General features: G+C 65.3%; 11 protein-coding genes and 1 riboswitch. Of the genes, 6 read left to right on the top strand and 5 right to left on the bottom strand.

The features are described 5' to 3' along the window. Positions 1-2 precede the first annotated feature (2 nt). The 3 genes from J8847_RS12310 (at position 3) to J8847_RS12300 (ending at position 4,505) form a co-directional block, all read left to right on the top strand. Positions 3-2,585, top strand: a complete 2,583-nt coding sequence (locus tag J8847_RS12310) for a [protein-PII] uridylyltransferase (RefSeq protein ID WP_211525001.1) — start codon at positions 3-5, stop codon at positions 2,583-2,585. A gap of 20 nt (positions 2,586-2,605) precedes the next feature. Beyond that, on the top strand, positions 2,606-3,352 hold the full coding sequence (locus J8847_RS12305) for a pseudouridine synthase (protein ID WP_211525000.1): 747 nt from the start codon (positions 2,606-2,608) through the stop codon (positions 3,350-3,352). Between the two features lie 76 nt (positions 3,353-3,428). Next, positions 3,429-4,505 carry a glycoside hydrolase family 43 protein gene (locus tag J8847_RS12300; RefSeq protein ID WP_211524999.1) on the top strand — a complete coding sequence of 359 codons (1,077 nt, stop codon included), beginning with the start codon at positions 3,429-3,431 and terminating at the stop codon, positions 4,503-4,505. A gap of 47 nt (positions 4,506-4,552) precedes the next feature. On the opposite strand, the gene J8847_RS12295 is transcribed toward J8847_RS12300, so the two are convergent. Further along, a complete protein-coding gene (locus tag J8847_RS12295) occupies positions 4,553-6,343 on the bottom strand; it encodes a S8 family serine peptidase (RefSeq protein WP_211524998.1) in 1,791 nt (596 codons plus the stop codon). 91 nt (positions 6,344-6,434) lie between these two features. Beyond that, positions 6,435-6,523: riboswitch (cyclic di-GMP riboswitch) on the bottom strand. A gap of 341 nt (positions 6,524-6,864) precedes the next feature. Here J8847_RS12295 and J8847_RS12290 point away from each other — a divergent pair. Beyond that, on the top strand, positions 6,865-8,229 hold the full coding sequence (locus tag J8847_RS12290; RefSeq protein WP_211524997.1) for a family 43 glycosylhydrolase: 1,365 nt from the start codon (positions 6,865-6,867) through the stop codon (positions 8,227-8,229). A gap of 41 nt (positions 8,230-8,270) precedes the next feature. Here the strand turns inward: J8847_RS12290 and J8847_RS12285 are convergent, their stop codons facing one another. The 4 genes from J8847_RS12285 to J8847_RS12270 are packed head-to-tail and all read right to left on the bottom strand — an operon-like array spanning position 8,271 to position 11,250. Next, a complete protein-coding gene (locus J8847_RS12285; RefSeq protein WP_211524996.1) occupies positions 8,271-8,996 on the bottom strand; it encodes an amino acid ABC transporter ATP-binding protein in 726 nt (241 codons plus the stop codon). A 15-nt stretch (positions 8,997-9,011) separates the two neighbouring features. After that, positions 9,012-9,704, bottom strand: coding sequence for an amino acid ABC transporter permease (locus J8847_RS12280; protein WP_211524995.1), 693 nt, complete (start codon positions 9,702-9,704; stop codon positions 9,012-9,014). A gap of 19 nt (positions 9,705-9,723) precedes the next feature. Then, positions 9,724-10,419 carry an amino acid ABC transporter permease gene (locus tag J8847_RS12275; RefSeq protein WP_211524994.1) on the bottom strand — a complete coding sequence of 232 codons (696 nt, stop codon included), beginning with the start codon at positions 10,417-10,419 and terminating at the stop codon, positions 9,724-9,726. 3 nt (positions 10,420-10,422) lie between these two features. Further along, positions 10,423-11,250 (bottom strand): ABC transporter substrate-binding protein, encoded by an 828-nt coding sequence (locus J8847_RS12270; protein ID WP_211524993.1) that lies wholly within the window; start codon positions 11,248-11,250, stop codon positions 10,423-10,425. A gap of 188 nt (positions 11,251-11,438) precedes the next feature. Here J8847_RS12270 and xth point away from each other — a divergent pair, with 188 nt between their 5' ends. Together xth and J8847_RS12260 are read left to right on the top strand one after the other, a co-directional pair. Further along, entirely contained in the window at positions 11,439-12,224 is a 786-nt protein-coding gene (gene xth, locus J8847_RS12265) for an exodeoxyribonuclease III (protein ID WP_211524992.1), read from the top strand. A gap of 71 nt (positions 12,225-12,295) precedes the next feature. Next, positions 12,296-12,925 (top strand): LysE family translocator, encoded by a 630-nt coding sequence (locus J8847_RS12260; RefSeq protein ID WP_211524991.1) that lies wholly within the window; start codon positions 12,296-12,298, stop codon positions 12,923-12,925. Position 12,926 lies beyond the last annotated feature (1 nt).

The following is a 12,926-nucleotide window of genomic DNA, read 5'->3' as shown; positions in this document are numbered from 1 at the left end:
CCATGGGACAGGCCGCCCTCCTGGATTCCGCGCGCAGCGCGCTGCGCCAGCGCCTCAAGGCCGAACGCCAGGAGGTGTTCCAGGCCTTCCATGAAGACGGCAAGCCCGAAAAACTGCTGCGCAACCTGCGCCACTGCGTGGACGGCGTGCTGGCCGACGCCTGGCGCGCGGCCGGCCTGCCGGCCCATACCGCCCTGGTGGGCGTGGGCGGCTACGGGCGCGGCGAGCTTTTCCCGTATTCGGACGTCGACCTGCTGATCCTCCTGGCGGACCCGCCGGACGCCATCACCCAGGCGCGCCTGGAGTCCCTGGTCCAGCTGCTGTGGGACCTGGGCCTGGAGATCGGCCACAGCATCCGCACCGTGGACGAGTGCCTGGTGGAGTCCGCCGCCGACATCACGGTGCAGACCAGCCTGCTGGAAGCGCGCCTGGTGTGCGGCGACGAAGCGCTGTTCGGGGAACTGCAGCGGCGCTACCGCGAGACCATGGACCCGCAAGCCTTCTTCCAGGCCAAGACGGCCGAGATGCGCCTGCGCCACGCCAAGTACGAATTCACCGCCTTCGCGCTCGAGCCGAACGTCAAGGAGAGCCCGGGCGCGCTGCGCGACCTGCAGGTGATCCTGTGGGTGGCCAAGGCGGCGGGACTGGCCGAATCCTGGGGCCAGCTGGCCACGCGCGGCCTGATCACGCGCATGGAAGCGCGCCAGCTGATGGAAAAGGAACGCGCCTTCAAGGACATCCGCATCCGCCTGCACCTGCACACCAGGCGGCGCGAAGACCGCCTGGTGTTCGATGTCCAGACCGCGATCGCCAAGACCTTCGGCCTGTCCTCGAACGGCGACGGCCCCAACGCGCGCCGGGCCAGCGAATACCTGATGCAGCGCTACTACTGGGCGGCCAAGACGGTCACCCAGCTCAACACCATCCTGCTGCAGGACATCGAGGCCCAGCTGTTCCCGCACCCGGTGGCCGCCGTGCCGATCAACGCCCGCTTCAACGAGGTGGGCGGGCTGATCGACATCGCCGCCGACGACACCTTCGAGCGCACGCCCTCGAGCGTGCTCGAGATCTTCGTGGCCATGACCGAGCGCCCCGACATCAAGGGCATGACGGCGCGCACGACGCGCGCCCTCTGGCACGCGCGCACCCGCATCGACACGGGCTTCCGCGCGGATCCGGCCAACAAGGCCCTGTTCCTGCGCATCCTGCAGGCGCCCGTGGGCCTGGTGCACGCCCTGCGCCGCATGAACGAATTCGGCATCCTGGGCCGCTACCTGCCGGCCTTCCGCAAGATTGTCGGCCAGATGCAGCACGACCTGTTCCACGTCTACACGGTGGACCAGCACATCATGATGGTGGTGCGCAACCTGCGCCGCTTCACCATGCCGGAGCACGCCCACGAATACCCCTTCTGCAGCCAGCTGATCGCCGACTTCCGCGACCGCTGGCTGCTGTACGTGGCCGCCCTCTTCCACGACATCGCCAAGGGCCGCGGCGGCGACCATTCCAAGCTCGGCATGGATGACGCCCGCCACTTCTGCCGCGAACACGGGCTGTCGGAGGAAGACACCGAGCTGGTGGTGTTCCTGGTCGAGCAGCACCTGAGCATGTCCACGGTCGCCCAGAAGCAGGACCTGTCCGACCCGGACGTGATCGCGGCCTTCGCGGTCCAGGTACGCGACGAGCGCCACCTGACTGCGCTCTACCTGCTGACGGTGGCCGACATCCGCGGCACCAGCCCCAAGGTGTGGAACGCCTGGAAGGGCAAGCTGCTGGAAGACCTGTACCGCGTGACCCTGCGCGTGCTGGGCGGCGAACCGCATTCCGCCGACCGCGAGCTGCGCACGCGCCAGAAGGAGGCGCTGGCGACCCTGCGCCTGTTCGGCCTGCCCCAGGATGCGCACGAGCCCTTGTGGCAGCAGCTGGACGTCGCCTACTTCCTGCGCCACGACGCGTCCGACATCGCCTGGCAGACCCGCGCCCTGCACGACAAGGTCGACAGCGCAAAGCCCGTGGTGCGGGCGCGCCTGGCGCCGATCGGCGAAGGCCTGCAGGTGGCGGTGTACCTGAAGGACCACCCCGACCTGTTCGCGCGCATCTGCAGCTACTTCGACCGCAAGAACTTCAGCATCCTGGACGCCAAGATCCACACCACGCGCCACGGCTATGCGCTGGACAGCTTCCTGATCACGGCCGAAGGCTTCGAAGGCAGCTACCGCGACATCATCAGCCTGATCGAACACGAGCTGTGCGCCCTGCTGCTGTCGCAGGAACCGCTGCCGCCGCCGATGCGCGGCCGCCTGTCGCGCATGTCGCGCAGCTTCCCGATCACGCCCACCGTGGACGTGCGCCCCGACGAACGCGGCCAGTTCCACGTGCTGTCGGTGGCCGCCAACGACCGCGTCGGCCTGCTGTATGCAATCGCCAGCGTGCTGCAGCGCTACCGCATCAACCTGCACACGGCCAAGATCATGACCCTGGGCGAGCGTGTCGAGGACGTGTTCCTGATCGACGGCGCCGCCCTGAACAACCCGCGCGTCCAGGTCCAGCTCGAGACCGACCTGCTGGACGCCCTTAAAATCTGACTTTTTCCCTGTTTTTACCGATGACCGAACCGCTCCGCCTCTCCAAACGTATGTCCGAACTCGGCCTGTGCTCGCGCCGCGAAGCCGATGAATGGATCGCCAAAGGCTGGGTGCGGGTGGACGGCAAGGTGGTTTCCGAACTGGGAAGCAAGGTGCTGCCCACCCAGCGCATCACGGTCGAGCGCCAGGCCGCGGCCGAGCAATCGAAGCGCGTCACGGTCCTGATCAACAAGCCAGTCGGCTACGTCAGCGGCCAGGCCGAGGACGGCTACCAGCCGGCGGTCACCCTGATCAAGCCGGAGAACCGCTGGGCCGACGATCCGTCGACCGAACAATTCCACCCCACCCAGCTGCGCAGCCTGGTGCCGGCGGGACGCCTGGACATCGACTCGGTCGGCCTGCTGGTGCTGACCCAGGACGGCCGCATCGCCAAGCAGCTGATCGGCCAGGACACCTCGATCGAGAAGGAATACCTGGTGCGGGTGCAATACACCAGGCCGGGCAAGCTGCCGGACGCCGATCTCAAGAAACTGAACCATGGCCTGTGGATGGACGGGAAACCGCTGCTGCCGGCCAAGGTGCGCTGGCAGAACGATGACCAGCTCAGCTTTACCCTGAAGGAAGGCCGCAAGCGCCAGATCCGCCGCATGTGCGACATGGTTGGCCTGAAGGTCATCGGCCTGAAGCGGGTGCGGATCGGCAAGGTCAAGCTGGGCGATCTGCCGCAGGGGCAGTGGCGCTATTTGCGGCCGGACGAGCAGTTCTAAGGCTGTCGCCGGGAGCGCGCAGAATTCATTTTCCAGGTCAATATCGGCCAGAGCCGAACCTCGTGGAGCTTCGCCAATGAAAAGAATGTCTCGCCTGATAACGCGATCGCTGGTGCTCGCCGCGTCAATCGCTCCGGCCATCGCCGTGGATGCAGCCAATCCCATCGTTCCGGGCTGGTACGCCGATCCAGAGATCCGCATCTACGGCAAGACTTACTGGATCTACCCGACCTACTCGGACCATTTCGGCAAGCCGGAGCAGTCCAAATCCTTCACACCCGAGCAGATGCGGATGCGCGCGCAATCGAAGCTGATCTGGGAACCCTATCTGAAGCAAACCTTCATCAACGCGTTTTCCTCCCCGGACCTGGTGAACTGGACCAAGCACGAGCACGTGCTCGATGTCGAGAACGTCAGCTGGGCAGCGTATGCGGTCTGGGCGCCCTCCAGCATCGAGCACAACGGCAAGTACTACCTGTTCTTCGGGGCCAACGACATCAAGAGCGACGGACAGACCGGCGGCATCGGCGTGGCGGTCAGCGACCGGCCCCAGGGGCCGTTCAAGGATGCCCTCGGACGTCCCTTGATCGACAAGATCCACCACGGCGCCCAGCCGATCGACCAGATGGTCTTCAAGGACGACGATGGCCAGGTCTACCTGTATTACGGCGGCTGGAAGCACGCCAATGTCGTCAAGCTCTCTCCCGACCTGCTGAGCCTCGTCCCTTTCCCGGACGGCGTCACCTTCAAGGAAATCACGCCCGATCCCGAATACGTGGAAGGCTCGTTCATGGTCAAGCGCAAGGGCGTGTACTACCTCATGTGGTCGGAAGGCGGATGGACCGGACCGGACTACCGCGTCGCCTACGCCATGGGCAAGTCGCCTACGGGTCCTTTCAAGCGGGCCGGAACGATCCTGGCCCAGGACCGCACGGTGGCGAAAGGCGCGGGTCATCACTCGGTGATCAACATCCCGGGCAGCGACGACTGGTATATCGCCTACCACCGCCGCCCTCTCGGCACCGACAACGGCCACCATCGCGAGATGGCGATCGAGCACCTGGTCTTCAACGACGACGGCAGCATCCGGCCAGTCGTCATGACGAAGGAAGGCGTGGCGCGGCGCCCCCTGCCTCAAGGCGGCGCGCAATAAAAAAATGGCGCCCGAGGGCGCCATTCTTGTTGCTGCTGCCTTGACGATCAGCGCACGGTCACGCTGATGGTGCGGGTGGTCGTGTTGCCGGCACGGTCGCGCGAGGTGGCGGTGATGCTGTGGGTGCCCTTGCTCGACTTCTTGCTGTTCCAGCTGTAGGCCAGCGAACCGCCGGTGCCGGTCGCCTTGACGGCGCCATCGATGGCGATGCTGTTGGTGATGCCAGCCGCGCCGGCGTTGTCCGAGGCGCTGACGCTCACCGTCACCGAGCCGCTCACGCTGCCGCCGTTGACCGGGTTGTTGATGGCCAGGGTCGGGGCGGTGGTGTCCGCAGTCACCGTGGTGCTGGTGGTGCTGTTGGCGACGTTGACCGAGACGGTCGAGGAGCTGCCGGCGTTACCGGCGGCGTCGTAGGCAACGGCGACCAGGCTGGCCATGCCGTTGGCCACGCCGGCCGAGTTCCAGCTGAAGCTGTACGGAGCGGCGTTGTCGCTGGCGACCACGGTGCCGTTCACCTTCAGGTCGACGCGGGCCACGCCCACGTTGTCGCTGGCGCTGACGTTGACCGGCACCAGGCCCGACACCGAGCTGCTGCCCAGCGGCGCCGAGATGGCGGCGCTCGGTGCGGTGCTGTCGACAGCCGAGGCGTAGCCGCGCGCGGCGGTCATGGCGGCGGCGGCGTTCACACGGCCGTAGCCGAAGATCGGGTCGCGGCCGGCGGCGCCGAGGTCGACCGCGGTCTTGAAGATCAGCGATTCGATCTGGGCGGAGCTCAGGTCCGGACGGGCAGCCATCAGCAGGCCGGCCACGCCGGCGCTGATCGGGCTGGAGAACGAGGTGCCGCTCTTGGTGGTGTAGCCCAGGGTGCTGGTGGTGGTCCAGATGCCGGTGCCCGGCGCCGCCAGCGAAACGAAGCTGCCCCAGCTCGAGAAGCTTGCGCGGTTGTCGTAGTTGTCGGTCGCCGACACGATGATGTAGCCGGTGTCCGGAGCCACGCCCTCGTCGCGGTTGTTGTTACCCGCCGAGATGAACACCAGGCCGCCCTTGTTCTTCATGTAGTTCGACGCGCTGCGCACCGACGAGCTGTTGGCGATGCCGACGAAGCTGACGTTGGCGACGCGCGCGCCGTGGTCGGCGGCCCAGGTGATGCCCTTGGCGATGGTGCTGGCGTAGGCGTGGCAGCCGGTGCTGTCCTTGTAGGAGATCTGGATCGGCATGATGCGGGCCGCGCCTGCGATACCGGCAACGCCCAGGCCGTTGTTGGTGGTCGCGGCGGCGGCGCCGGCGGCGGCCGTACCGTGGCCGCACAGGTCGGTGACGTCGGTGCCGCCGTTGACGGCGTTGTAACCGGCGACCATGCGGTCCTTCAGGTCAGGGTGAGTGACGGCGACACCGGTGTCCAGGATCGCAATGGTCACGCCCGTGCCCTGGGAGCTGTCCCAGGCGGACGTGGCGCCGATCTTGCCGATGTGCCAGGCGCTGCCGATGTACGGATCGGTGACCGCCAGGGCGACCGTGGCTTTATAGTCGAGTTCGGCGAACTTGAATTCCGGACGGCGCGAGAACTTCTCGACGGCGTCTTCTTCCGACAGGCCCGGCGGCAGCATGACCACGTGCAGGTTGCTCTGGCCCAGCTTTTCAGCCGACTTGCCGCCGTGCGCCTTGACAGCTTTGTCGAGCTCGCCTGCCGACACGCCGGCGCGGGTTTCGACGATGATGCGGCCGCGCGCGAATTCACCCTTCGGTGCGGCGTGGGCGTTCGACGCGCCGATCAGGGAAACGAGGCCCGCTGCGAAAGCGATGGAGGTCTTGCGGAAGGTGGCGGAGGTAAATTGCATGACTAGCTAATCCTGTAAGTTGGCGACATCCAGGATTGCTAGCAAGCGAAGTGCATGTGAACCGGAGGGTTCACGGGTTGCACGGATCGACACTGGCAGTCCTGCCGTCATCGAGCCCGAAGGCTCATTAGACCGTTGACTTTGCGTCCTCCGCTTTCGCGGAGTTTGCCCTTTTCAGACACTGACCCGAGTATAAGCACGTTTTTTCCCAGTGACAATCGGTTTCAAACAAATGTTGTTGCGGATCGGCGATTTTTTGCTTTTCCTTGGGACAAAGATGTCTCCCTCGCTCTAGAGCTGGTGAGCTCATCAGCAAGCTTGTCGATTCGATCATGAGTAGTTCAATAATGGAAATGCTCTTGACCTGCAGTTACTATTGGTTAACTCATTGACATGCGGATTGCATAGACCGGGATACCGAAAAGTGCATCGCACACGCGATTAATTTCATTGGTGGCGCACCCTGCCCGCGCCTACCCTGGCTGGGCAGTACATACACAACCACAAGAACGGAGACCTCTATGAAAAACCTGCTGGCGGCCCTGTGCCTGCTGGTCTGCGCCGCTTCCGCGTCGAGCATCGAGCTGGCTGGGCTCAAGAACGCCCACGACCCGGGGACGATCACCAAGGACGGCGACACCTATTTCAACTTCACGACCGGTACCGGCATCTGGTATTCGACCTCGAAGGATCTGGTGACCTGGAGCGGCGGACCGGGACCGGTGTTCACCACCTATCCCGCCTGGATCAAGAACAAGATTCCGAACTTCAGCGGCTCGTTCTGGGCGCCGGACCTGATCAGGATGAACGGCTACTACTATCTGTACTATTCGGTATCGACCTTCGGCAGCTCGAACTCGGCCATCGGGGTGGCGCGCAGCGCTTCGCTCAAGAATCCCGCCTGGACCGACCTCGGCATCGTAGTCGAGTCGTTTGGCGGCAGCGGCGAGATCAACGCCATCGACCCCGCCCTGTTCCGCGACCACGACGGCAAGGTCTACATGTCCTGGGGTTCCTTCTTCGGCGGGATCGGACTGGCCGAGATCAACCAGGCCACCGGCAAGCTCGCCGGCAGCGTCAGCACGATATGGGGCGGCGGCCACCGCGACATCGAGGCGCCCTATATCACCCGCAACGGCAACGACTATTACCTCTTCGTCAACCGCGGCAGCTGCTGCAAGGGCGCCGACAGCACGTATTACGTCGAAGTCCAGCGCGCCACCAACATCCGCGGACCCTATTCCGGCACGCGCACGGTGCTGCCGGTCACCGATGGCAAATACCGCGGACCGGGCCACGTGGGTCTGCTGAAACAGGACGGTTGCCACTTCGTGTCGACCCATTACTACGACCTGAACGACGGCGGCAATGCCAAACTGGACATCCTGCGCATGAGCTATGCGAACGGCTGGCCGACCCTGTCCCGCAATTTCAGCAACTTCGCCGGCTGCGGCGGCATCAGCGATGGCCTGTACGCCTTCAGGTCGCGCCTGAGCGGCAAGGTCCTGGGCGTGGCGGGCGCCTCGAAGGCGGATGGGGCGCTGGTGCAGCAGGCCAGCGACGCCAACGGCAGGCACCAGCAGTGGTACCTGATCGGCCAGGGCGACGGTTACTACAGCATCATCAATGCCAACAGCCTGCGCAGCCTGGACAACTACGGGAACTCGACGACGGCGGGAACGAATATCGCCCAATGGGGCTACTGGGCGGGTGCAGGCCAGCGCTGGCACTTCGCCAGCCCGGCGGCCGGGTATTTCACGGTGGCGAACCAGCTGAGCGGGATGGTGCTGGACGTGCAGAACAAGAGCACGGCGGAGAATGCGCAGATCATCCAGTGGCCGGTGAATAACGGCAGTAACCAGCAGTGGTCGCTGGTGGTCAAATAGGGCCTGCGACCCGACTCCGAGTCCCGGAACGACGATGCTGTTTAACGGAGAACGTCAGCCAGGAACTGCTGCGCGCGCGGATGCTGCGGGTTGGTGAAGAACTCCTCCGGCTTGGCCTGCTCGAGGAGCTTCCCCTCGCTCATGAACCACACGCGGTCCGACACCTCGCGCGCAAAACCCATCTCGTGGGTGACGCACACCATGGTCATGCCCTGCCTGGCGAGCGAACGCATCACCTGCAGCACCTCGCCCACCATCTCCGGATCGAGCGCGCTGGTCGGCTCGTCGAACAGCATGATCGGCGGACGCATGGCCAGCGCCCGGGCGATCGCCACGCGCTGCTGCTGGCCGCCCGACAATTCGTTCGGGTAGGCGCCGTGCTTGTGCGCCAGCCCCACCTGGTCCAGCAGCTGCATGGCGTACTCGCGCGCTTCCTTCGCGGTGGCGCGCTTGAGCTGCACCGGCGCCAGGGTGCAGTTCTCCAGCACCGTCAGGTGCGGGAACAGGTTGAAGTGCTGGAACACGAAGCCGATCCCTGCGCGCAGGCTGTTGACGTCCAGGCCGCGCGCATGGATGTCGCGCCCGTCGATTTCGATGCGGCCGCCGTCGATTTCCTCGAGCCGGTTGAGGGTGCGGATCAGGGTCGACTTGCCCGAACCCGAGGGTCCGCACACGACCACCACCTCGTTCTTCTCGACCCTTTCGCTCACGTCGACCAGGGCGTGATAGTCGCCGTACCACTTGTTGACTTTATCGAGAACGATCATCGTTCACACATCCTTTTACAAAACCCGCAACGGCCGGCGCTGCAGGCGCCGCTCGAGCAGGAAGGCCAGCCGCGACAGGCCGAAACAGAGTACGAAATACGTCAGCGCCAGGATCAGGTAGACCTCGACCGCCTGGGTGAACACCAGGGTGTTGACCTGGGTGGCGATGAAGGACACTTCCGACAGGCCGATGATGTAGCCGAGCGAGGTCGCCTTGATGGTCGACACCAGCTGGCTCACCAGGGACGGCAGGCCGTTGCGCACGGTCTGGGGCAGCACCACGTGGCGCAGCGCCTGGCCATAGCCCAGGCCCAGCGAGCGGGCGCTTTCCAGCTGGCCCTTGGGCAGCGCACGGATGCCCGCCGCCACGATCTCGGCCAGGTAGATGCCGTCGAAGAGCACCAGCACCATCAGCATGGTGGTGGCCTGGCCGGTCTTCACCCCGGTGACGGCAGGCAGGAAGAAGTAGACCCAGAACACGACCAGCAGCAGCGGCACGCCGCGCACCAGCTGCACCAGGGCGGCCACCGGCCAGCGCAGCGCGCCATAGGGGCTGACGCGCGCGATGCCCAGCAACAGGCCGAGCGGCATTGCCAGCACCAGGGCCGCGCCGGACAGCAGCACGGTGAGCGCCAGGCCGCCCAGCGGGCCGTCGGGGTATTGGCCGACCAGGAAGTACAGCCAGTAGGTATCGATCAGTTCGAGCATCGCGAAGCTTCCATGTAGCTCAAGCCGGACGGACCGGATAGCGGCGCTGGTAGAGGTGGGCCGCCAGCGAGATCAGCAGCGACACGCTCAGGTAGGCCAGGGTCGCGAAGGTGAAGGCCTCGACGCTGCGGAAACTCGCGGTTTCCACGCGCGCAGCCTGGTACATCATCTCGGCGGCGCCGATCACGGTGGCCACGCTGGTGTCCTTCCACAGGTTGACGGTCTGCGACAGCAGCGGCGGCACCGAAGCGCGCAGCGCCTGCGGCAGCAGGACCAGGCGCACCGCGGCCACCCGGCCCAGGCCGAGCGAACGCGCCGCCTCCAGCTGGGTCGGCGGCACCGAGCGGATGCCGCTGCGGATGTCCTCGGCCATGTGCACGCCGCTGTACAGCGAGAGCGCGATCACGGCGCACACCGCTTCCGGATTGTGCGCATACAGGAAGTCGCGCGCGGCTTCCGGCAGCAGCTCGGGAAAGGCGAAGTACCAGAACAGCAGGTGGGCCAGCAGCGGCACGTTGCGGATGCCCTCGACAATGGCCGCGCCCGCGGCGCGCGCCAGCGCGAACGAGGACGTGCGCATCACGGCCACCAGCGCACCAAGGGGCAGCGCAAAGGCGAAGCTGATCACGGTCAGCTGGAGCGACAGGACCAGGCCCTGCACCAGCCAGTCATGGTACTGGCCGGATTGCAGGATGGATGGATCGAAGAACTGCAAGATTTAAATCTTGTCGGTGGCGATCTTGAACTGGCGCTTGGCGATGTTGGCGCGGGTGCCCGGACCGTACCACTTGTTGAACAGCTGTTCGGCCGCGCCGCTGGCTTCCAGCTCGCGCAGGGTCTGGTCGACCACCGCCTTCAGGCTCTTCTCGCCCTTGCGCAGGCCCATCGCGATCGACTCGTTGCCGATCGAGGTCGGCAGGATCGAGAAGCCCTTGGCGGCCGGGCCCAGCTTGCCGTAGTCGGCCAGCAGCGAGGATTCGTCGTTGACGTAGGCAACGCCTTTACCCTGGCGCAGTGCCTGGAAGGCTTGCTGGGTGTTCTCGAAGGTGACCACGTCGGCGGTCGGGACGGCCTTGCGGATATTGGTTTCCTGGGTGCCGCCGCGCACGGTGACAACCTTCTTGCCGGCCAGCTGGCCCAGCTGATTGATGCCGCTGGCGGCGCGCACCATCACCTTGGAGCCGGTGACGAAATGGGTCAGGGCGAAATCGACCTGCGATTCGCGTTCCTTGTTGTGGGTGAGCGTGGCGGCCAGGATGTCCACGTGGCCTTGCTGCAGTTCGGGGATGCGGGCCGAGACGGCCATCTGCTTGAACACCGGCTTGACGCCCAGCTTCCTGGCGACGGCGGTGGCCAGGTCGATCTCGTAGCCCACCAGCTGGCGGGTCTTCGGTTCGATGAAGCTGTTCGGCTCGTCGGTGCCGAGCACGCCGAAGACGATCTCGCCCTTCTTTTTGATGTCCGCCAGCTGGTCGGCCTGGGCGGCGCCGCTTAGCAGCAGAGACAAGGCGGTGGCGCTGATGACAAAATGACGGCGGCTGAGCATGGGTTACTCCAAAGCTAAAAATATTCGATCCCAGCAGTATATGACAAACGCATATATGCCAAAACGAATAAATAACCATAAGAAAATGCTCGTTTCGCTATAAAGGCCGTGTTTCACTCGGCAATGCGTGCGACGAAAGCGGCGCGGCACAGGCAAAATCCAACTCAACCACTCTTCCGGAAGACACCATGCTCGTCGTCACCTACAACGTCAACGGCATCTCCAGCCGCCTATCCGCCCTGCTCCAGTACTTGGAAGAACGCCAGCCAGACGTTGTCTGCCTGCAGGAACTGAAGGCCGTGCACGAAAAGTTTCCAGAGACGGCAATCCGGGACGCCGGCTACCACGCGCTCTGGATCGGCCAGAAAAGCTGGAACGGCGTGGCCATCCTCACGCGCGACGGCCCGGCCCAGGAAGTGCAGCGCGGCCTGCCGGGAGATCCGGCGGACGAGCAGAGCCGCTACCTGGAGGCCGCCTACCAAGGCATCCTGGTTGGTTGCCTGTACCTGCCGAACGGGAACCCGGCGCCGGGCCCCAAGTTCGACTACAAGCTGGCCTGGTTCGAGCGCCTGATCCAGCGCGCCCAGGGCCTGCTGGATACCGGCGTGCCGGTGGTGCTGGCGGGCGACTACAACGTCATGCCCACCGAACTGGACGTCTACAAGCCGGAACGCTGGCTGACCGACGCCCTGTTCCGTCCCGAGACCCGCGAAGCCTTCCACCGGCTGGTGGCCCAAGGCTGGACCGACTCTCTGCGCGAACGGCATCCGGGCGAAACGATCTATACCTTCTGGGACTACTTCCGCGACGCCTTCGGGCGCAACGCCGGGCTGCGCATCGACCACCTGCTGCTCAGCCCCGCGCTCGCGCCGGCCCTCAAGGCGGCCGGGGTCGACAAGTTCGTGCGGGCGCGCGAGAAGCCCAGCGACCACGCGCCCACCTGGGTCGAGCTCGACCTGGACGCGATCTCCTGAGCAAGGCCGGGAGTGCACGGAAAGGCAAAGCTGCGTTATCCTGTTTGCCCTTTTGTTAATTTCCCTGCCCGATGCTGTCGCCTGAACAATTTGCCGGCTTCCTGGCCGCCGCCGTCCTGATCACCCTGTCCCCGGGTCCCGACAATCTGATGGTGCTGAGCCTCGGCATCGCCAAGGGCCGCGCGCGCGGCATCGCCTTTGGCCTGGGCTGCGCGCTCGGCTGCCTCAATCACACGATCCTCGCAGTCATTGGCGTGAGCGCCCTGATCGCGGCCTCGCCGGCAGCGTTCACGGCGCTCAAGGTCGCGGGCGGCTTGTACCTGATCTGGATGGGGTGGCAGGCGATTCGCAGCCGAGGGGGCGCGAGGGTCGGTGCGGCCGGTGCAGGTGCGGACGAGACGCCGGGCAAGCTGTTCGTGAAAGGGCTGGTTGCGAACTCGATCAATCCGAAGGTGGTACTGTTCTTCCTGTCTTTCCTGCCGCAGTTCGTGGTGGCTTCGCGCGGCGATGCGAACTGGCAGACGGCGGCGCTGGGGGTGACCTTCACCTTGCAGGCGGCACTGCTGTTCGGGATGCTGGGGTATTTTTCGGGGGCGATCGGGCAGTGGCTGAATCGCACGCCGACGGCGGGAATGTGGCTGGATCGGGTGGCGGGGGCGATCTTTATCGGGTTGGGACTTCGGCTGATCGTGTCGCGGTAAT

It is taken from the genome of Massilia sp. AB1, from assembly GCF_018119385.1.
Classification (GTDB): domain Bacteria; phylum Pseudomonadota; class Gammaproteobacteria; order Burkholderiales; family Burkholderiaceae_D; genus Telluria.
Note: the sequence above shows the minus strand (reverse complement) of the source record. Positions and strands in the feature narration are given on the sequence as shown.